This window comes from Streptomyces sp. CA2R106, from assembly GCF_037034245.1.
In the GTDB taxonomy this organism is placed as follows: Bacteria; Actinomycetota; Actinomycetes; order Streptomycetales; family Streptomycetaceae; genus Actinacidiphila.
On the sequence record NZ_JBAGKC010000004.1, the window covers coordinates 122,692 to 143,693 of the forward strand.

Sequence of the window (21,002 nt, forward strand, 5' to 3'; positions counted from 1 at the left end):
GGGCGCAACCATCTCTTCATTTGATCGTCGGTGTCAATAACTTTCGTTTGACGTGATGATCGGTGCGGACGGAATCTGGGGGTGCTTCCTTCCCCATCCAGAACGGACGCGCCGCCATGACCTCGCCGCTCCTCGGACTCACCCCGCGCACCGCCCTCGCGCCCGCCGACCCCGTCCTCCCGGCGGCCACCCACCGCCGCCGCCACGGCTCCGGGTTCTGGCTGATCGCGTTCGCGTTCCTCACCGGGATGGCGTTCTCCGCCCTGCCCACCCCGCTCTACCCCCTGTACGCGGCCCGCGACGGGTTCTCGACCTTCACGGTGACGGTCGTCTACGGCACGTTCGCCGTGGGCGTCGTGATCAGCCTGGTGCTGGCCGGGCACCTCTCGGACCGGGTCGGCCGCAAGAAGATCCTGCTGCCCGCGCTGGGCCTGGAGACCGCGGCCGCGCTGCTGTTCCTGTCCGGCTCGTCGCTGCCGCTGCTGCTGGCCGGGCGGCTGGTCACCGGGCTCGGTGTCGGCATGCTCACCGCCACGGCCACCGCGCACCTGCACGACCTGCACACCGCGCACCGCCCGGGCGCGTCGGGCCAGCGCTTCGAACTGGTCTCGACGGCCGCCAACATCGGCGGTCTCGGGGTCGGCCCGCTGGTGGGCGGCATCCTGGCGCAGTACGTGGGCGCGCCGCTGCGGGTGCCCTTCCTGGTCTTCGCCGTCCTCCTCGCGCTCAGCGCGGTCGGCGTCGCCCTCACCCCGGAGACCGTCGAGGCACAGCCGGTCCGTCCCGCCTACCGGCCGCAGCGGATCAGCGCCGACCACGGCGACCGGCCCTCCTACATCGCCGCGGCCGCCGCCGGGTTCGCCTCCTTCGCGGTCTTCGGCCTGTTCACCTCCATCGCGGCCAGCTTCGTCGCGGGCACGCTGCACCACCCCTCCCGGCTGCTGGCCGGGGCGATCGTGTTCGCCGTGTTCGGTGCCGCGGCCGTCGCGCAGACCCTCGCCGGTCCGCTGAGCACCGCCGCCAAGCGCCGCCTCGGCCTGGCCGCCGAGGCCGTCGGCCTGGTGGTGCTGCTGACCGGGATGCGCACCGCGAGCCTGCCGGGCTTCCTGGCCGGCGGCATCCTGTCCGGCATCGGCGCCGGTGTGCTCTTCAAGGCCGCGGTCGGGGCCGTCGCCGCCGCGGCCGCACCCGCCGAGCGCAGCGAGGCCCTGGCCGGGCTGTTCCTCATCTCCTACGTCGGGCTCAGCGTGCCCGCCCTCGGCGTCGGTGTCGCGACCCTCGACGTCAGCACCACCACGGCGATGACCTGGTTCACCGCGGTCCTGCTGCTCATGCTCGCCGCGGTGGCGCTGCTCGGCCGCCGCGCCGCGACCGGCGCCCCCGCCCGGCGGTGACACCCCCCGCGGGCGGGCCTTCCGGTGCCGCCCGCGTTCGGCGGTGTCCAGGGAACCGGGGCCGGTCGGTGGGCCGGTCGGTGGACCGGTTCAGTGGGCCGGGTCCGGCGGGGTGTCCCAGGAAGCGGCGTCGGCGGGGGACGCGCCGAGCACCGCGCAGCGCAGCCAGTGCTCGCCCGGTGCCAGCCGGACGGTGAGGGTGGGCAGCGCGGTGCGCCGGGCCAGCAGGTTGGTGCCGGGGAGCACGTTCAGGACCTCACCCGTACGGGCGGCGCCGTCGCCGATGTCGCGCAGTCCGCTGAGGTCGCCGGCCGCGGACACCGCGAGCGCGCTGCCCGGCGCGCCCTCGGACCGGGCCGGGCCGCCGTGGCGGTCGACGGCGAAGCCGCCCTCGGCGGTCAGCAGCGGCCGGGCGGTGCGGATGCGGTGGGTCCGCAGGTGCCAGGGCGCCGCCGCGGTCAGCCAGGTGGTGATCTCGACGTCGGGCCAGGGGTGCCAGGTGCTGCGCACGGTGCCGTCGGGCGTGGTGTGCGGGTCCTCGCTCACCTCGCGGACCCGGAAGTGCACGGGCTCCTCCTGCGGGCCGTCGTCGCTGACCGCGAGCACCGAGTCGTACGCGCCGTGCAGCAGGCCGCTCTCCCCGGCGGGGACGCTGAAGCCGAAGCGGGTGGAGTAGGCGAACTTGGCGTACTTCGCGACGCCGGCCCGCGCCCACCTGCCGTGCTGGAGCCCGCTGAGCGCGGTCACGTCGCCGCCGGAGCGCATCAGGACGACCCCGGCGTGCGGCTGCACGGACACGGTGCGGCCGGCCGGCTCCGGTACGGCGGAGGGCAGTTCGGCGGCGGGTGCTTCGGGGTCGGGTGTTTCCGTGGTGGGCCGTGCGGCCGGATGCGGCTCCTCCTCCGCGGCCCAGAACGCGTGCCCGGCCGGCAGCGCCAGCGGCAGGAAGGCCTTCATCGCCCAGTACGGCGACCCGGGCCCGTTGTACTGCTCGGCCATCAGCGGCTGCGGGTAGCCGTACCCGATCGACAGCACCCCGTCGGGCGCGATCTGCTCGTGCCGGGCCCGCCACCACCGCAGGTGCCGCAGCAGCAGGCCCCGTACCTCGCTGTAGGGCAGCGCGTCCACCCCGGCGTAGGGCAGCGCGCCCCAGAACGCGCCCTGCGCGAAGCGGTAGGTGAGGCTGCGGCCGAAGGGCAGCGCGGCGCCGTCGTCGGCGAACCAGTGCCGGAAGTCCGCGGCGAAGAGGGCCGCGCGCTCCCGGAAGCGCTCGGCCCTGGCCGGGTCCTCCGCCCCGGCGAGCGCCGCGTAGACCAGGCCGTAGAAGTGCATGGCCCAGGGGACGTAGTAGTCGCGCTGGGGGGTGTCGCCGTCGGCGTACCAGCCGTCGCCGAGGTCGTACGACTCCAGGGTGTCCAGCCGGGTGCGGCGCGCGTCGCGGTCGTGGGCGAAGCCGACCCGGTCCAGGCCGAGGCCGACCATGACCGGGAAGAAGTTCCAGTTGTTCGGCGGGGTGGAGCGGTGCAGGGAGGCGGCCAGCCAGCGGCCGACCCGGTCGCGCGCCTTGCCGTCGAGCGGGTCCCAGAAGCGCTCGGGGGCCAGCGCGAGGGCGAAGCCGATCGCGGCGGTCTCCACCTGGCGCTGGTCGAAGTGGCCGATGTCGCCCCAGTACTCGGGGTGTTCGGGGTCCGTGCCGGCGGCCAGCCCGCTCGCCCACAGCTCCCAGTGCGCGAAGTCGCCGCCGCCCGCGGCCAGCGGGGCCAGCCCCCACAGCGGCCGGGCGTACCCCTCCAGGTCCGCGGCGGCGTCGTCGTGGTGCGTGAGGTTGAGCCCCGGCCTGATCCGCGCCCCGTGCGGGCTCGCGTACGGCACCAGCGCCGCGGCCATCTCCCCGACGTACGCCTGAAGGTCCGCGCGAGCCCGCGCGCCGCCGCCGATCCCGGTGTTCATCGGGTCATGCCTCCCCGGACAGTGAAGTTGCGATAATTTTCGCAACTGCGGTCGGCGCGCGTCAACGCCCGCGGCAGGCGGCCGCAGCGAGCGGGAGAGGGAACGGGCCGGTGGGAGGCCGGTGTTGTGCCGGGGCGCCTATCCTGCGTACTTCCACAGCTGCGCGGAGTTCCCGGCGTTGCACCCCGCCACCTTCGCCGAGCTGGCGGTGTCCAGCTCCACGCACTGGCCGTAGGTGGTGCTCTCCAGCGTGCTGCCGCCGGACACGGTGCTGCCGATCCGCCAGACCTGGCCGGACTTCGAGCCGCAGGTGTCCATGTTGGTCCAGCCGCTCTGCATGAAGGCGGTGAGGCAGGCGCCGCTGCCCTTGTTGACCACCTCGAAGGTGCTGCCCGAGACGGGCTTGAAGGTCCACTCGGCGTAGGCGTTCGACGAGGAGCAGGCGCCGCTCTTCGCGTAGGTGCTGGGGGCGCCGCTGCTGGTGTCCTGGACGAGGCAGGTGCCGTCGGACGCCTCCTTGACGCGGTACGTGCCCGCCGAGCCGATCTTGGTGCCCCCGCTCCCCCCGCTGGAGCCACCGGACGAGCCGCCGGAGGACGAACCGCCGTTGGAACCGCCGGAGGACGAACCGCCGCTCCCGCCGGACAAGCCGGACCCCGACCCTGATCCCGATCCCGCCTTCGTGCCGCCCGAGCCCGACGCCTTGCCCTTGCCGGAGGAGTGCGTCGAGGGCGACCCGGACGGCGAGCGGCGGGGCGTCGTGGACGACGGCGAGGCGGAGGCGGACGTGGAGCCGGAGGTCAGGACGACCGAGGGCGGGTCGGACGACTTCCCGTCGGTGCTGGAGAAGACGTGCGGCAGCAGACTGACGGCCGTCATGCCGCCCGCCGCAAGGACGATGGGCACCGCCAGCAGCAGCGTGCGCGAACGCCGCTTTTCCGGCGCGGACTTGGCTGCCGCCTCCGGGGAACGGCTGCCGACCGGCGCGACTTCGGCGGCAGGCGGTTTTCCGGCCGCGCCGCCCGCTCCGGCGGCGGCCCCCGCACCGGCCGCACCCGCCGCCGCCCCCGCACGCTCCGCGCTCTCCGCGCTCTCCGCACCCGCGGACTTCAGGTCCACCGTGGCAGCGGTCAGTTCGTCGGGCGCGGGCACGTCCGCGGCGAACGCGGCCCGCCGCTCCAGCAGTTCGGCGATGGCCGCCGGCCAGGCCGGACCGGCGTCCTCCGGGCCCCGAGCGCAGCGCTCCAGCAGGTCCGCCGCGGACGGCCGGGTGGCCGGGGACTTGTCGAGGCAGTCGGCGACGATGTCGGCCAGGTCCGGATCGACCTCGCGCAGCGCGTCGAAGTCCGGTTCGTTGTGCACGATGCGGTAGAGCACCTCGAGGCCGGAGCCCTTGCCGAACGGCGTCTCGCCGGTGCCCGCGAAGTACAGCAGGCTGCCCAGCGCGAACACGTCCGCCGCACCGGTCAACCCGCCCTTGCCCGCCGCCTGTTCAGGGGACATGTACTCGGGGGTGCCGATCACCATCCCGGTCCGCGTCAGCCGGCTCTGGTCGGCCGCGCGCGCGATACCGAAGTCGATCAGGAACAGCCCGTCGGCCGTGACCATCACGTTCGACGGCTTCACGTCCCGGTGCAGCATGTCCAGCGCGTGCAACGTCTTGAGCCGGGCGGCCAGTTCACGCAGCAGGTACCACAACGCCTCCCGGGGCAGCGGCCCTTCGTGCAGCCGTACCGCCTCCGTCAGCGTCAGGCCGGGGATGTAGGCGGTGGCGAACCACGGCGGGTTCTCGGTGCGCCCGGTCTCCAGCAGCGGCACGCTCACGCCCTCGGGCAGCCGCGCCAGGTTGTCCAGTTCGTGCCGGAAGTGCCGCAGGAAGTCCGCGTCCTGGGCCAGCACCGGCAGCACCCGCTTCACCGCGGCGTACCGCCCCTCCGCCACCCCCAGGTACACCCGGCCCATCCCGCCCACACCGAGCAGGCCCACCAGCGGGTACGGCCCGATCCGCCGCGGGTCCTCCGACGTCAGCGGCGCCGCACCGCTCCCGCCGAGATCCACGCCGCGCGGCTCACCCGTCCCCCCTTGCGCACCCATGCGCGCACGGTATCCGAGTCCGCCCGGCCCCCGCCATCAGCGCACCGCCGCCCACCGGGCTTGTGACGACACCCGCACAAACCCCGCACCGTCCCCGCCGCCACCGGCAACCTTCGCCTGCCACCGCGCACCCCCTAGGCATACCGACCGGTCGGTACTACCCTCACCGCAACCTCGGCCGCGACCCGCGACCCGCGGTCCATACCGTGCCGTCCGCGACGCGCGACGCCCCGTGCGCCCTGCGCCACGCCCCGACATGCCCCGCCCCGCCCTGACGCACCGCCCGCACCGCCCGCCCCGCCCGCGCGTGCCCCGGGTCCAGCACCCCAGGAGGAGACGTATGTCCGCCACCCCGACCTCGTTCGACGCCGGCAGACCCGGCGCGCCGGGCGCGCCCGGCGCGCTCGCCCGGCTCTACCGGCGCGACCTGCCCGGCTACCCGCCCACGGCCCGCCGGCTCGGCTGCCTGGCGATCGTGGTGCTCACCACGGTCGTGCTCTACTACATGCTCTACGTGCAGTACGCCGTGGCCACCTCCATCATCACGCACTTCGGGATGACCTACCGCTACTTCGTGTGGGTCTCGGTGGTCGGCAACGCCGTCGGCGCGTTCGCGTCGCTGCTCGCCGGGCTCGCCGACCGCTGGGGCCGGGCGAACATGGTGGTCTACGGGCTGCTGGCCGCCTCGGCGCTGGTGTTCTTCGGGCTGCCGCACGCGGGCGGCAAGACCGCCTACCTGGTGCTCTTCGCCCTGGTCAGCCTGGTCGAGGGCGTCGTCCTGGTGGCCACACCCGCGCTGATCAGGGACTTCTCCCCGCAGTTGGGGCGGGCGACGGCGATGGGGTCCTGGACGATGGGCCCGGTGGTCGGCAGCCTCGTGGTCACCATGGTCACCAGCCACACGCTGGACAGCTCGAGTTGGCAGGACGAGCTGCGCTACTCGGCGATCGCGGGCTTCGCGGTGTTCGCGGTCGCGCTGGTGGCCCTGCGCGAACTGGACCCCGCCGTCCGGGACCAGGTGATGGTCAGCCTGCGGGACCGCGCGCTGGTGGAGGCGCGTGCGAAGGGCGTCGCACCGGCGGCCCGGCGCGGCGAGTGGCGGCGCGTGCTGCGGCCGGACGTCGCGGGCTCGGCACTGGCCATCGCGCTGTTCCTGCTGCTGTACTACGCGGCCGTCGGCAACTTCGTGGTCTACTTCGCGACCACCTTCGGCTACGGCGAGCAGCGCGCCAACGCGCTGGCGAACTGGTACTGGGCGGCGAACGCGATCGCGCTGGTCGCCGTCGGGCTGCTGTCGGACCGGCTGCGGGTCCGCAAGCCGTTCATGGTGGCCGGCGCGCTCGGGTCGATCGTGTGCACCGCGCTCTTCGCCACCCGCGCCACCCACCCGGACACCGGATACTCCACCTTCGCCTGGCTGTTCGTGGGCATCGGCGTGTTCAGCGGCATCGCGTACGGGCCGTGGATGGCGGGCTTCACCGAGACCGTCGAGAAGCGCGACCCGGCGGCGACCGCGGCCGGCCTCGCGGTGTGGGGCTGGACGGTCCGGGTCGTGGTGGCGGTCTCCACGGCCTTCATCCCGGTGCTGGTCACGTCGGTGACGCCGCTGGTCGAGCACGGCCCGCAGGTCAGCGCGGCCTCCCGGTCCGCCGCGCCCGCGCTGGCGATCGTGCAGCGGCACCCGCGGCTCTTCGCCGAACTCGGCAGGTACCCCGCGGGCAAGGCGCCCGCGGCGCTGACCGCCCAAGCCGTGCAGGAGGTCGGACCGGCGGATCTGGCCGTGGTGGCGCGGGCGAAGCCGCAGCTCGCGGTGCTCGACGCCTACGGCGCCCGGGTGAAGAAGGCGTCCGCCGACGGCCCCGGTCAGTGGCGCGACTGGTGGTGGATCTGCGTCGGCGGGCAGGTGCTGTTCCTGCCGTTCGTGTTCGTGATGACCGGGCGGTGGCGCCCGAAGCGGGCCCGCGAGGACGCCGAGGCGCACGAGCAGGCCGTGGCCCGGGAGTTGGCGGCGCTGGCGGCGGAACGGAGCTGAACCGGCGGCCGCGGCGGGCCCGCACGCCCGCCGCGGCCCGGCGCCGGTCCGGCCCTGCGGACACCGTCCGCCGCCGCGGACACTGTCCGTCACCGGTGAACGGCCTTGCGTACGCGGCCTGGTGGACCCGCCGCAGGCTCGGGCGCGGCGGCCCGCTCCGATCGGCGGAACCGGGCGTTCCGCCGGTGAACGGGGCTACAGTTGATGATCATGGCCGAACGTCCGTTTGAAGCAATCGGATTGAGCGCGCCCGCGGACCGGGTCTATCCGCTGCTGGTGGCGACCAGGGGGATGGCGGTCGCCGAACTGGCCCGGCAGGCCGGGCTGTCGGCGGAGGCCGCGCGGGCCGCGTGCGGGGAGCTGGCGGTCCGCGGGCTGGCCCGGCTGGACCCGGACGGCCGCTGGTACCCGCGGCCGCCGCACGAGGGGCTGCTGCCGCTGCTGACCCGCGCGCAGGAGCAACTGCTGCGCGGCCGGGAGCTGTTCGACCGGCTCACGGTGGAGTACCAGCAGGTGCACGAGGGCCACCACCGCCTGGAGGAGGCGGTCCAGGCCGTGCAGGGCGCCGAGGCGGTCCGCACCCGGTTGGACGCCGTACTGCGCGGCGCCCGGGCGGAGTTGCTGGTCTTCGCACCCGGCGGCGCGCAGCCGCCCGAGGTGGAGCCGCACGGGCGGCCGGGCCCAGCGGCGGGCCGGGCGCACTGGGCCGGCGGGGCGGGCTTCTTCCGCGCGGTCGGCTCCGGCGTCCCCGCCGTGCGGCGCCAGGTCGTCGTGGAGCGCGCGGTCGTGGCGCGGCAGCCGGACGGCGCGCCGGACGCGCTCGACGGGCTGCCGCCGGACGCGGAGGTCCGCGCCGCCGACCGGCTGCCGGTCCCGATGTGCGTCGCCGACCGCTCGGTGGCGCTGGTGCCGCTCGGGGCGGGCGCCGCGCCCGCCGAGCCGGTGATGCTGGTGGTCGGCGCGAGCGGGTTGCTCGACGCGCTGGTGGCGCTCTTCGAGGGCGTCTGGTCCGGCGCGGTGCCGCTCGCCCGGCCCGGCTCCGAGGGCGGCGGTCTCCAGCAGCGCATCCTCGCGATGCTCGTCATGGGCAGCACCGACGCGGCGATGGCCCGCTCGCTGGGCGTGGCGATCCGCACGGTGCAGCGGCGGATCGCGGCGATGCAGCGCGCCGCGGGCGTCGACAACCGCATCCAACTGGTCTGGCACGCGGCCCGCAACGGCTGGCTGGACTGAGCCGCGGCACCCGCCGGCACCGTAAGCGGAACCCGCGCTCCCGCGCTCGCGCCGCCCCCGCGCCCCAATCCGGCCGGAACTCGCCCGCGCATCCCGCCGCCGCCACGCGCCCCCGTGCGCCTCGCCCCCGGCCCGGCACACCGCCCCCGCCGGGCGCGAAGCGGAACCACCCAGCTCACCGCGCTGCCCCGCCCGCCCGACCTCCGTGAACTCCCCGCGTCAAGAGGCCGGTCGGTGTGAGTAACGTGATGATTCACCATGGTTGGGGTGGGGGTGCCGTGTGGGCCCGGTGCGCCGGATGGCGTGAATGCGACGCTCCGACGCATGGCAACGATGTCAGGTATCCGTCAACGCGTAAAGGATTCATAAGGGGTCGGTGAGGCACAGGTATACGCCAGCGGTCCGATCGGGCCGCAGCCGGGCAGGTCCCGGCACCAGGTCACGCCCAAGGAGATCCACCTTGCGCATACCGTCCCTCAGACGCGGCGCCCTCGCCGCGCTCACCACTGCCGCGCTCGCCGCGCTGGGGCTCCAAGTGCCCCTGGCGGCAACGGCATCGGCCGCGCCGACGGCCACCAAGTCCCACACCGACGTGGTCCACTCGTGCGGCACCGCGAAGCCCGGCGCGTTCTCCTGCTTCGCGCTGCGGCGCACCGATGTCTCCGCCAAGAAGGGCGTCCAGCCCTTCGCCACCACCCCGGCCGGCTTCGGCCCGGGCGACCTGCAAAGCGCCTACGCCCTGCCCGCCGACGGCGGCGCGGGCCAGACCGTCGCGATCGTCGACGCGTACGACGACCCGAACGCCGCGGCCGACCTGGCCGTCTACCGCGACCAGTTCGGGCTGCCGGCGTGCACCGTGGACAGCGGCTGCTTCACCAAGGTCAGCCAGCGCGGCAACACCGACGACCTGCCCTCCCCCGACTCGGGCTGGGCCGGCGAGATCTCCCTCGACATCGACATGGTCTCCGCTGTCGCGCCGAACGCCCACATCCTGCTCGTCGAGGCGGACTCGGCGAACTTCGAGGACCTGGGCGCCGCGGTGGACGAGGCGGTCGCCCTCGGCGCGAAGTACGTCTCCAACTCCTACGGCACCGGCTACGACTCCTCACCGGGCAGCGGTGAGGACCCGTCCGAGTTGACGTCGATGGACCCGTACTACAACCACCCGGGCGTGGCGGTCGTGGCCTCCTCCGGCGACGGCGACTACGGGGTGAGCTACCCCGCCGCCTCGCAGTACGTCACCTCCGTCGGCGGCACCGCGCTGGCCAAGGACACCGGCACCACCCGCGGCTGGTCCGAGTCGGTGTGGCACAACGCCTACGGCGGCCCGGGCTCGGGCTGCTCGGTCTACGAGCCCAAGCCCGCCTTCCAGACCGACACCGCGTGCGCCAACCGCACGGTCGCCGACGTCTCCGCGGTCGCCGACCCGGAGACCGGCGTCTCGGTCTACCAGACCTACGGCGGCGGCGGCTGGTCGGTGTACGGCGGCACCAGCGCGTCGTCCCCGATCATCGCGGGCGTCTACGCGTCGGCCGGTACCCCCGCGGCCGACACGTACCCCAACGCCTACCCCTACGCCCAGACCGGCGCGCTCAACGACGTGACCAGCGGCAACAACGGCAGCTGCTCCCCGGCCGCGCTGTGCACCGCCGGCGCCGGCTACGACGGCCCGACCGGGCTCGGCACGCCCAACGGCCTGGACGCCTTCCGCAGCGGCCCGCACGGCGTGATCACCGGCAAGGTCACCGACCACGCCACCGGCGACCCGATCTCCGGCGCCACCGTCAAGGCCGGTGACCACAGCGCCACTTCGGGCGCGGACGGCACCTACAAGCTCGACATCCCGCCGGGCTCCTACGACCTGACGGCCGCCGCCTACGGCTACTCGACCGGCTCGGCGAGCAGCGTGCAGCTCGACGACGGGGGCACCGTCACCCAGTCCTTCGCGCTGGACGCGGTGCCGCAGCAGACCGTCTCCGGCAAGGTCACCGACGGCTCCGGCCACGGCTGGCCGCTCTACGCGAAGATCACCGCGGCCGGGGTGCCCGGCGGCCCGGTCTTCACCGACCCGACCACCGGCGACTTCTCGCTGACGCTGCCGCAGAACAGCAGCTACACCCTGCACATCACCGCGGACTACCCCGGTTACAAGGCCGTGGACAAGACGGTCACGGTGGGCACCTCCGACCTGACCGCGAACGTGTCGGTGCCGGTCGACCCCTCCTCCACCGACGCGCCGGGCTACTCCGTCTCGCTGAGCGGCTCGACCGAGCCCTTCACCTCGACCGACGGCCCGCCGGACGGCTGGACCGTCACCAAGGCCGACGGCACCGTGGGCGGCTGGTCGTTCGCCAACGAGGGCGGCCGCACCAACGCCACCGGCGGTGACGGCAACTTCGCCATCGTCGACAGCGACCACCTCGGCCAGGCCAACAGCCAGGACACCTCGCTGGTCTCGCCGCCCCAGGACTTCAGCACGGCCACCGGCCCGCTGCTGGCCTTCGACACCGACTACAAGTCGTACAGCAACTCCGTGGCCGACGTGGACGTCACCACCGACGGCGGCAGCACCTGGTCCAACGTGTGGCACAAGACCACCACCGCCGCCAACGGCCACATCGAGGTGTCCCTGGCCGACTACGCCGGCAAGAGCGGTGTCCAGGTGCGCTTCCACTACACCGGCAGCTGGGCCTACTGGTGGGAGCTGGACAACGTCTTCATCGGCCAGCGCAGCTACGACCCGGTGGCCGGCGGCATCGTGGTCGGCAACGTCACCGACGCCAACACCGGCAGCGGTGTCAACGGCGCCACCGTCACCAGCGGCGACGCCCCCGACGACCACACCACCACCGTGGCCACGCCGGACGACCCGAACGTCGGCGACGGCTTCTACTGGCTGTTCTCGCACAAGACCGGCAAGCACCCGCTGACGGCGGCCGCCTCGCACTACACCTCGGCCACCGCCACCGCCAACGTCCCCTCCAACGGCTCGGTGGACCGCGATCTGACCCTCAAGGCCGGGCAGTTGAGCGTCACCCCGGCCTCGATCGCCAAGACCGCGGCGTGGGGCGCGAGCGCCACGCAGAAGGTCACCGTGAAGAACACCGGCAGCGCGCCGGCCACCGTCACGCTGGGCGAGACCCCCGGCGGCGCCACCGTGCAGGCCGCGGGCGCCCCGCTCAACCTGATCAAGGGCGACTACTCGCCGCTGGCGCTCGCGAAGCACTCCGGCTCCGCGGCCAAGCCCGGTGCGGACAAGGCCGGTTCGGGCAAGACGACCGACTCCGCCAAGGCGACCGCGGCGCAGGGTGCGGCCGGCGACGCCTGGCAGCCGGTCCCCGACCTCCCGGTGGCCACCGGCGACAACACCGTCGACACCTGGCAGGGCACCGTCTACTCGGCGTTCGGCTTCACCGGCGCCGCCGACACCAGCGACCTGTACGCCTACAGCGCGGACAGCGGCGCGTGGACGAAGCTGGCCCCGGCCGCCGACACCCGCGAGTCGCCCGCGCACGGCATCATCGACGGCAAGCTCTACGCCGCCGGCGGCTGGGGCCCCACCGGTGACCCGGACGCCAAGCTGGATATCTACGACATCGCCTCCAACACCTGGTCCACCGGCGCTAACTCTCCTAAGCCGTACGCCGGTTCGGGCACGGCGGTGCTCGACGGCAAGCTGTACTCGGTCGGCGGCTGCACCGCCACCGCCTGCGGCGAGAGCGACGTGACCGTGTACGACCCGTCCAGCGACTCCTGGTCGACGGCCGCGTCCTACCCGATCCCGGTGTCCTGGGAGTCCTGCGGCGGCATCGCGGGCAAGCTGTACTGCTCCGGCGGCACCACCGACGCCGGCAGCATCAGCTCCGCCTACGTCTACGACCCGGCGACGGACTCCTGGTCGCCGATCGCCGACCAGCCCACCGACGCGTGGGGCTCCTCCTACGCGGCGGCCAACGGCCTGCTGCTGGTCGAGGGCGGCGCCGTCAACGACAGCGCGGCACTGACCAACCAGACCTGGGCGTACGACCCGAGCGCGGACTCCTGGACCGCGCTGCCCAACGCCAACTCCTCGCTCTACCGCGGCGGCGGCTCGGCCGGCTTCTACGCCGTCGGCGGCCTGGTCGGCAGCACCCCCGACGGCACCGCCGAGGTGCTGCCCGGGTACGACCAGACCGGCTCCTCGGACGTCACCTGGCTGTCGGAGAGCACCGACACCCTGACGGTGGCGCCGGGCGCGAGCGCGAACCTCACCGTCACGCTCGACGCGTCGGCACCGGAGATCACCCAACCCGGCGTCTACACCGCCTCGTTGAGCCTCACCACCGACACCCCCTACCGGCTCGCGCCGATCGGTGTCGCCTTCACCGTCAAGCCCCCGGCCACCTGGGGGAAGATCGCCGGCACCGTCACCGCCTCCGGCGGCGGCCCGCTGGCCGGGGCGACCGTCCAGATCGACACCTGGGCGACGCACTACACCCTGAAGACCGCCAAGGACGGGACGTACGCGCTCTGGCTCGACGTGCGCAACAACCCGCTCCAGCTGATCGTGGCCAAGGACGGCTACCAGCCGACCGTGACCACCGTGAAGATCAAGAAGGGCGCCACCACGACGGCGGACTTCGCGCTGCTGAAGGACTGAGCAGACCGCCGCTGATTCGGTAGAAGGCCGGGGGCGGGTGCCGCGAGTTCTCGCGGTACCCGCCCCCGGCCCCTTTCGTCAGCGCTGGGCCGACATGAGTTGACCGGATGTCAGATCGACGTCAGCTCGGCAGGGTCCAGCTCTGCGCGGCCGTGCCGTTGCAGTCCCAGATCTGCAACTGGGTGCCGTCGGCCGTCGTGGCGTTCGGGTCGTCCAGGCAGCGCCCGGACTCCGGGTTGACCAGCGAGCCGTTCGCGCCGGGCAGCCAGCGCTGTGCGCCGGTGCCGTTGCACTGCCACAGCTGCACCAGCGTGCCGGCGGCGGTGCCGCTGCCGCTCACGTCCAGGCAGCCGCCGAGCGCGCGCAGCGTGCCGCCCGCGCCGGGCACGGCCGTCCACTTCTGCGCGCCGGTGCCGTTGCAGCCCCACAGCTGCACATGCGTGCCGTTGGCCGTACCGGAGTTGGCGACATCCAGGCACTTGCCCGCGATGCCGGCGTCGACCGGGCCGGTGACAGTCTGGCCGGCGGCGGCGAGCGCGGACTCCACCAGCGCGGCCGCCCCGTTCATCCCCGCCTCGTTCGGGTGGTACTGCGAACGGCCGGCCGCGGGCGTGTACGTCTCCACCCACGGCACGGAGGCGCACGCGTCGTGGCCGTGGCTGGCGGCGGCCAGGTCCACCAGCGTGGCGCCGGTCGCCGAGGCGGCGGTCGCCGTCGCGGCGGCGAGCCGGGTCGCGATGCTGCGCTCGTAGGCGGCCTGGTCGGAGGTGAGCGGCACCCCGGTGCACACCCCGGAGTCCGGCAGGATGGTGAAGTAGTTGACGAAGAGCACCTTCGCCTGCGGCGCGGTGGCGTGGATGGCGGTGACCACGTTCTCCAGCCGCCCGGCCAGCACCCCGAAGGTCGAGTCGATGGACGCCTGGTCGACGCTGCCGCAGTTCGAACCGCCGCTGGTCTGGCAGGAGTAGGCGTCGATGCTGCCCAGGTAGTCCACGTCGTTGCCGCCGATGGTGACGGTGACGAGCTTGGTGGCGCTGGTGACCGCGTCGACCTGCGGCGGCTGCCCGGCCTGGTCGGTGGTGAGCACGTTCGCCGTGGTCGCCCCGCTGCACGAGACGTCGGTGAGGTTCGCGCCGATGTCCCGCGCCACCACGCTCGCGTAGTTGTTCTGCGATCGGGCGCAGGCCGACGCGCCGGTGCTGGTCTGGGTCGGCGGGATGCCCGGCCCCGCGGCGAACGAGCTGCCCATCGACACGTAGTCCAGTCCCGCGGTGCCCGCCGCCGCGGCCACCGCCCGCCCCGCCGACGGCGTCGCCGACGTGCCGGCGAACGCGGCGGGCGCGAGGAACACCGCCGTCGCCGCCAGGGCCGCGGCGATACCGGCGGGCATCCACACCCGCCGGTACCCGGCCGCCGCCCTTCCGTTCTCCTGAGAAGTTCCCATGCCACCTCCAACCGTGGGGAGCCGCGGTGCCGCGGCTCCGAGGACCTGCACGCTTGCGTGCTGTGCTGTGTGCGGCTGAGCTCGCCGCGCACCGGGGCACGTCGGGCACCCGGTGCGCGGGAGAAGGGTGGGCGGCCGTCAGCCGCCGAGGGTGATCTCCACCGTGTGGTGCCCGGTGGCGCCGGCCGGCAGCAGCGGCGCGGCGCGGCGGCCGTCCACCGTGCAGGCGCGCACCCGGGCGCCGGCGCCCTTGAGCACCACGTCCACGGTCGCCGCGCGGTACGGCAGCCCGCGCAGCGTGGCCGGTCCCCAGCCGGCCGGCAGCGTCGGCGAAAGGCGCAGGCCCTGCTCGGTGCAGTCCACCCCGAACAGCCCGGCGAGGATCATCCGCAGGTAGCCGGTCGCCGACCACGCCTGGTCCGGCTGCGAGGTGAAGTGGCTCTGGGTGCCGTCCCCGCCGGTCTGCCAACCGCCGTCCACGGCACCGGAGTTCGAGTCGTACAGCTCGTAGAAGCTGTTGCCGCTGCCCTGCACGAGGGCGGCCAGTTCCCGCACGGCCCGGGCGAAGAGGTCCACCTGCCCGGCGACGGCGGCGGCGTGCCCGAACATCGAGTGGACCATCGGCCAGACGGTGACGTTGTGGCGGCCGGGTTTGGCATCGGTGAACCGGTCGAAGTGCGGCCACACGTTCACGATGCCGTGCGGCTGCCAGTGCGCGCCGGCCACCACCTGCGCCGCCCGGGCGGCGTCGGCCACCCCCAGCAGCACCGCGAACGCCAGGCCCGCGCCCTCCTGGGAGGTGTCCAGCCGGCCCGACAGCGCGTCCGCGCCGTGCACGAAGTACCCGTACGTGCCCGCGTCCGCGCGCCACAGGTGCGTGTCGATCGCGGCCCGTACGGCCCCTGCGGCAGCCCGGTGCGCGGCGGCCTCGGAGGGGTGCCCGAGCGCCTGCGCCATGTCGCCGGCCGCGCGGTGGGCGCCGTAGTAGAGGCAGTTGGTGGACAGGCACATCAACTCGTCGGTGTGCGGGTAGTCCAGCACGAACGAGGAGTCGACGCCGGCGGTCCACGGCGGGGCCGGGTAGCCGGCGATGCCGTCGTTCATGAACGACGGGCCCCGGTAGAGGCCGAGGGCGGTGTCGAAGTTCTTCGCCCGGCGGATCGCGAGCGTGCCTGCGGCCGTGCGGTAGGCGTCGGCGAGGAACTCCCGGTCACCGGTGACCAGGTAGTGGTGCCAGGCGCCGAGCACCCAGACCACCTGGTCCCACCACTGGTTGTCCTGCTGCACCACCAGGCCGTCGTCGCCGCGGTCCACCACGGCCCACAGCGTGTTGCGGCCGATCACCGGCGCGAGCAGGCTCGTCGCGTTCCAGGCGTTGACCGCCGCGTCGCGCGTCCACCGCTGCGGCGAGGGGTAGCCGCCGCCGGCCCGCACGAACGACCCGCTGGGATAGGTCACCAGCCCGGCGGCGTCATAGGTGGCCGGGTCGGCGTAGGCGGTGTTGATGCCGAACAGGTCGGTCAGCGCCGACTCGTAGGCGGTGCCCAGCAGTTGCTGGGTCGCGGTGTCGCCGAAGGCCACCTCCGGCAGGGTGTACCCGATCCGCCCGCCGCCGCTGCCGGCCGAAGTGCCGCCGCGCGCCGGGGAGTCGGCGTGCGCCTGCACGGTGCCGAGGCCGCCGAGGCCGGCCGCGGCGAGCGCGCCCGCCACCACCCCGGTGCCGGCCGTGCCCAGAACGCCGCGTCTGGTGGGGTGCGCCGCCTCGGGCGGCGCTCCGCGTCCCGGTTCCCGCGCCGACGTACCCGGCTCCATGGCGTCCACTCCTCTCGCCTCCGGGTGCGCGGCAGCGGCGCCCGGTCGGCGTGCCGGAACGTGACCAGTGTTGGCAACGTTGTCAAAGTGTCACCGTGGAAGCTAGCAGCCCGCGTTGACACCCGCCAAGGGGTCCGGCAGCACCGCTGCGCACCCAGGGCCCGGCGGCCGGGCCCCGGCCGCGCCGGCTACTTGTTGCTGTGCACCGGCCCGACCCGCAGGTTCTGGACCGAGGAGCCGACGCACTCCTGCTTGTTCCAGGGCAGGTCCAGCGACGCCTTCTGGTTGGGCGGGTAGACCCGCAGGGCCGGCACGGAGGTCAGGTCGCACTGGGCGGCGGAGTAGCCCGCCTGGCCGTTGACGGTGACGACGTCGGCGTAGGCGTGCGCGTTCGGGATCAGGGTGACCCGGGTGGCGGGGGTGTCGGCGGTGCGCTGGGCGGCCTTGCCGAGCTGGGCGCCGCCGGACTTCACGAAGGACACCCCGGGGTAGCCGGACAGGGTGCAGGGCGAGGAGCCGGTGTTCTGGAAGACGATCTGGAAACCGGTGCTGCCGGCGCCGTTGGAGAAGTTCGCGGTGGTCGCCTTGAGCTGGCTGGTGGCGCAGCCGGCCACGGTGGTGCCGGCCGACGCGGTGGCGCCGCCCGTACCGCTGCCGCCGCTCGAACCGCTCGACCCGCTCGTGCCGCCGCTGCCACTCGTGCCGGTGCCGCCGCCGGTGGTGGCCGGGTTCGCGGTGCCGTCCGCCGAGTCGTCGTTGGGCACGGTGGCCGTCCCGGACGGCGCCGAGGCGGTGGCGGAGGACGAGGCCGAGGAGGAGTCGGACGCGTTGCTGTCGTCGGGCCCGCAGGCCGCGAGCGCGAGGCCGGCGGTGGCGAGCATGACGACGAGGGTTCCGGTCCTGACGGTCCTGGTGCGCATGGCCCTTGCCCTTTCCTGTGCGGTCACTGAGGCTCGTGTGTGCCTCTGTGCTGATCGTGTACCCACAGATTCGCCATGTCAGCAGCCGTCCGGGTCCTGTTACGCCGCAGGGACACAACGGGTCACCCGCCGCGACATTCCTCCGACGAACGCCACGCATACCGTCCGACCGGCACCACCGGCAGCACCCGGCGGCCTCGGCACCGGCAACGCCATCGGCGACGGGCGGCCACCGCGTCCGTACGCGGTGGCCGCCCGTCGTGGCAGCCGGGGACCCAGCGGGTCCGTCAGACGTTGAAGCCCAGCGCGCGCAGCTGCTCGCGGCCGTCGTCCGTGATCTTGTCCGGGCCCCACGGCGGCATCCAGACCCAGTTGATCTTCAGTTCGCGGACGATGCCCTCGGTCGCGGTGGTCGCCTGCTCCTCGATGACGTCGGTCAGCGGGCAGGCCGCCGAGGTGAGCGTCATGTCGAGCGTGGCGACGTTGGTGTCGTCGATGTGGATGCCGTAGATCAGGCCGAGGTTGACCACGTCGATCCCCAGTTCGGGGTCGACGACGTCGTAGAGCGCCTCGCGCACCTCCTCCTCGGAGGCCGGGGTGGTGCTCAGGCCGTTGGGCACCGCGGGGGACACAGCGTTGTCGGTCATGCGGGCTTCCCTTCAGCCAGCGCTTGGGCGGTGGCGTCCTTCCATGCCATCCAGCTCAGCAGGGCGCACTTCACGCGCGCCGGGTACTTGGAGACGCCGGCGAACGCGACCGCGTCCTCCAGCACCTCCTCCATCGCGTCGTCCGGCTCGATCCGGCCGCGCGACTGCATCAGCTCCAGGAAGGTCTCCTGGATCTTCTGCGCCTCGGTGATCTCCTTGCCGACCAGCAGTTCGTTGAGCACGGAGGCACTGGCCTGGCTGATCGAGCAGCCCTGCCCCTCGTACGAGATGTCCCCGATCACGGAGCCGTCCAGCCGCACCCGCAAGGTGACCTCGTCCCCGCAGGTGGGGTTGACGTGGTGCACCTCCGCCTGGCCGTCGCGCAGGCCGCGGCCGTGCGGGTGCTTGTAGTGGTCCAGGATCACGTCCTGGTACATCGAGTCGAGTTTCACAGCAGCACCGCCATCAGCCGAAGAAGTTCCGGACCTGCTCCAGACCCTCGACCAGGGCGTCGACCTCGGCCGGGGTGGAGTACAGATAGAACGACGCCCGGGTGGTCGCAGGAATTCCGTACCGCAGGCACACCGGGCGGGCGCAGTGGTGGCCGACCCGGACCGCGATGCCCTGCTCGTCCAGAACCTGGCCGACGTCGTGCGGGTGGATGTCGCCGAGCGTGAAGGAGATCGAGGCCCCGCGGTCCTCGCCCGTGGTCGGGCCGATGATCCGCAGGTCCGGCACCTCCCGCAGCCGGGCGAGCGCGTACTCGGTGATCGCGTGCTCGTGGGCGGCGACGTTCTCCATGCCGAGGGCGTTGAGGTAGTCCACCGCCGCGCCCAGGCCCACCGCCTGCGCGATCGGCGGGGTGCCGGCCTCGAACTTGTGCGGCGCGGGCGCGTAGGTGGAGGAGTGCATCGAGACGGTCTCGATCATCTCGCCGCCGCCGAGGAAGGGCGGCAGGTCCTCCAGCAGCTCCTGGCGGCCCCACAGCACGCCGATGCCGGTCGGGCCGAGCATCTTGTGGCCGGTGAAGGCGACGAAGTCCGCGCCGAGCGCCTGGACGTCCAGCGGCATGTGCGGGGCGGCCTGCGAGGCGTCGATCAGGACCAGCGCGCCGACCTGCTGGGCGCGGCGGACGATCGCCTCGACCGGGTTCACGGTGCCGAGGATGTTGGAGACCAGCACGAAGGAGACGATCTTCGTCTTCTCGGTGATGACCTGCTCGATGTCCGACAGGTCCAGCCGGCCGTCGTCGGTGAGGCCGAACCACTTCAGCTTCGCGCCGGTGCGCTGCGACAGCAGCTGCCACGGCACGATGTTGGAGTGGTGCTCCATCTCCGTGATGACGATCTCGGTGTCGCTGTCCACGCGGTAGGGCTCGTCGGCCCAGCCGAGCATGTTCGCCACGAGGTTCAGCGACTCCGAGGCGTTCTTGGTGAAGATCACCTCGTCGCGGCTGGGTGCGTTGACGAAGGCGGCGATCTTGTCGCGGGCACCCTCGTACAGCGCGGTGGCCTCCTCGGCGAGCACGTGGACGCCGCGGTGCACATTGGCGTTGGACTGCTCGTAGTAGGCGCTGAGGGCGTCCAGCACCTGGCGGGGCTTCTGCGAGGTGGCCGCGTTGTCGAGGTAGACCAGGCGGCGGCCGTCATGGACCTGGCGGTCCAGGATCGGGAAGTCCTTGCGGATCGCCTCGGTGTCGAGGAGGCCGGCCGGCACCCTGCCGATCGACGAGGGGGAAGTCACGCGGCAGCGCCACCCTTCACGTAGGACTCGTAGCCCTCTTCCTCCAGCTTGTCGGCGAGCTCGGCGCCACCGGACTCCACGATCCGGCCGGCCGAGAAGACGTGCACGAAGTCGGGCTTGATGTAGCGCAGGATGCGCGTGTAGTGCGTGATCAGCAGGGTGCCGACCTCGCCCTGCTCGCGGACCCGGTTGACGCCTTCGGAGACGATCCGCAGGGCGTCCACGTCGAGGCCGGAGTCGGTCTCGTCGAGGATCGCGACCTTGGGCTTGAGCAGTTCGAGCTGGAGGATCTCGTGGCGCTTCTTCTCACCGCCGGAGAAGCCCTCGTTGACGTTGCGCTCGGCGAAGGAGGGGTCCATGTGCAGGTGCTCCATGGTCTCCTTCACCTCCTTGACCCAGGTGCGGAGCTTGGGGGCCTCGCCGCGGATGGCGGTGGCGGAGGTGCGCAGGAAGTTGGAGACCGAGACCCCGGGGATCTCGACCGGGTACTGCATGGCGAGGAAGACGCCGGCCCGGGCCCGCTCGTCGACGGTCATCGCCAGCACGTCCTCGCCGTCGAGGGTGACGCTGCCGCCGGTGACGGTGTACTTGGGGTGCCCGGCCAGCGAGTAGGCCAGGGTGGACTTGCCGGAGCCGTTGGGGCCCATGATGGCGTGGGTCTCGCCCTGTTTCACCGTGAGGTCGACGCCCTTGAGGATCTCCTTGGTGGCGTTGTCGGCTTCGACGGTGACGTGCAGGTCGCGGATTTCAAGCGTGGCCATGGGTGACTCAGGACTCCTGGGTGACGGAGACGAGCACGTCGTCCCCAACGATCTTGACGGGGTATACGGGAACGGGCCGGGTGGCGGGCAGCCCGGAGGGCTTGCCGGTGCGCAGGTCGAAGCTGGAGCCGTGCAGCCAGCACTCGATCTGGCAGTCCTCGACCTCGCCCTCGGAGAGCGAGACGTTGGCGTGCGAGCAGATGTCGTTGATCGCGAACACCTCGCCCTCGGTGCGGACCACCGAGACGGGCACGCCGTCGATCTCGACGCGGTGCGGGGTGTCGTCGGTCAGCTCGCTGAGCGCGCAGGCGCGGGTGAAGGGCACGGTGTTGG

14 protein-coding genes are annotated in these 21,002 nt (G+C 73.3%); 4 read left to right on the forward strand and 10 right to left on the reverse strand.

Annotated features, from left to right (window positions below):
* Positions 1 to 116: 116 nt before the first annotated feature.
* Positions 117 to 1,394, forward strand: a complete 1,278-nt coding sequence (locus WA788_RS08360) for an MFS transporter (protein WP_335973411.1) — start codon at positions 117 to 119, stop codon at positions 1,392 to 1,394.
* A gap of 90 nt (positions 1,395 to 1,484) precedes the next feature.
* Here WA788_RS08360 and WA788_RS08365 read toward each other — a convergent pair whose 3' ends face one another.
* Both WA788_RS08365 and WA788_RS08370 read right to left on the reverse strand, forming a co-directional pair.
* The gene (locus WA788_RS08365) at positions 1,485 to 3,344 is read right to left on the reverse strand and encodes a DUF2264 domain-containing protein (RefSeq protein WP_335973416.1); all 1,860 of its coding nucleotides are present in this window, start codon (positions 3,342 to 3,344) and stop codon (positions 1,485 to 1,487) included.
* Positions 3,345 to 3,482: 138 nt separating this feature from the next.
* The gene (locus WA788_RS08370; protein WP_335973420.1) at positions 3,483 to 5,438 is read right to left on the reverse strand and encodes a protein kinase domain-containing protein; all 1,956 of its coding nucleotides are present in this window, start codon (positions 5,436 to 5,438) and stop codon (positions 3,483 to 3,485) included.
* 340 nt (positions 5,439 to 5,778) lie between these two features.
* On the opposite strand from WA788_RS08370, the gene WA788_RS08375 reads away from it, so the two are divergent.
* The 3 genes from WA788_RS08375 to WA788_RS08385 all read left to right on the forward strand — a co-directional run bounded on the left by WA788_RS08375 (position 5,779) and on the right by WA788_RS08385 (position 13,342).
* The gene (locus WA788_RS08375; protein WP_335973423.1) at positions 5,779 to 7,470 is read left to right on the forward strand and encodes an MFS transporter; all 1,692 of its coding nucleotides are present in this window, start codon (positions 5,779 to 5,781) and stop codon (positions 7,468 to 7,470) included.
* 240 nt (positions 7,471 to 7,710) lie between these two features.
* Positions 7,711 to 8,703: a hypothetical protein gene (locus WA788_RS08380; RefSeq protein ID WP_335973425.1), complete on the forward strand. Its 993-nt coding sequence runs from the start codon at positions 7,711 to 7,713 to the stop codon at positions 8,701 to 8,703.
* A 460-nt stretch (positions 8,704 to 9,163) separates the two neighbouring features.
* Positions 9,164 to 13,342, forward strand: a complete 4,179-nt coding sequence (locus tag WA788_RS08385; protein ID WP_335973429.1) for a carboxypeptidase regulatory-like domain-containing protein — start codon at positions 9,164 to 9,166, stop codon at positions 13,340 to 13,342.
* A 121-nt stretch (positions 13,343 to 13,463) separates the two neighbouring features.
* Here WA788_RS08385 and WA788_RS08390 read toward each other — a convergent pair whose 3' ends face one another.
* The 8 genes from WA788_RS08390 to WA788_RS08425 form a co-directional block, all read right to left on the reverse strand.
* Positions 13,464 to 14,786: a ricin-type beta-trefoil lectin domain protein gene (locus WA788_RS08390; protein WP_335973430.1), complete on the reverse strand. Its 1,323-nt coding sequence runs from the start codon at positions 14,784 to 14,786 to the stop codon at positions 13,464 to 13,466.
* Between the two features lie 138 nt (positions 14,787 to 14,924).
* Positions 14,925 to 16,598 (reverse strand): MGH1-like glycoside hydrolase domain-containing protein, encoded by a 1,674-nt coding sequence (locus WA788_RS08395; protein ID WP_335973434.1) that lies wholly within the window; start codon positions 16,596 to 16,598, stop codon positions 14,925 to 14,927.
* Between the two features lie 188 nt (positions 16,599 to 16,786).
* The gene (locus WA788_RS08400; RefSeq protein ID WP_335973440.1) at positions 16,787 to 17,518 is read right to left on the reverse strand and encodes a DUF4232 domain-containing protein; all 732 of its coding nucleotides are present in this window, start codon (positions 17,516 to 17,518) and stop codon (positions 16,787 to 16,789) included.
* A gap of 287 nt (positions 17,519 to 17,805) precedes the next feature.
* Entirely contained in the window at positions 17,806 to 18,165 is a 360-nt protein-coding gene (locus WA788_RS08405) for a metal-sulfur cluster assembly factor (protein WP_335973444.1), read from the reverse strand.
* A complete protein-coding gene (sufU, locus tag WA788_RS08410; protein ID WP_335973447.1) occupies positions 18,162 to 18,617 on the reverse strand; it encodes a Fe-S cluster assembly sulfur transfer protein SufU in 456 nt (151 codons plus the stop codon). The genes WA788_RS08405 and sufU overlap by 4 nt, the downstream gene beginning before the upstream one ends.
* Positions 18,618 to 18,630: 13 nt before the next feature.
* Positions 18,631 to 19,881: a cysteine desulfurase gene (locus tag WA788_RS08415; RefSeq protein ID WP_435129808.1), complete on the reverse strand. Its 1,251-nt coding sequence runs from the start codon at positions 19,879 to 19,881 to the stop codon at positions 18,631 to 18,633.
* 23 nt (positions 19,882 to 19,904) lie between these two features.
* On the reverse strand, positions 19,905 to 20,669 hold the full coding sequence (sufC, locus tag WA788_RS08420; RefSeq protein WP_335973450.1) for a Fe-S cluster assembly ATPase SufC: 765 nt from the start codon (positions 20,667 to 20,669) through the stop codon (positions 19,905 to 19,907).
* Positions 20,670 to 20,676: 7 nt separating this feature from the next.
* A complete protein-coding gene (locus WA788_RS08425) occupies positions 20,677 to 20,994 on the reverse strand; it encodes a non-heme iron oxygenase ferredoxin subunit (protein ID WP_335974141.1) in 318 nt (105 codons plus the stop codon).
* Positions 20,995 to 21,002: the final 8 nt, after the last annotated feature.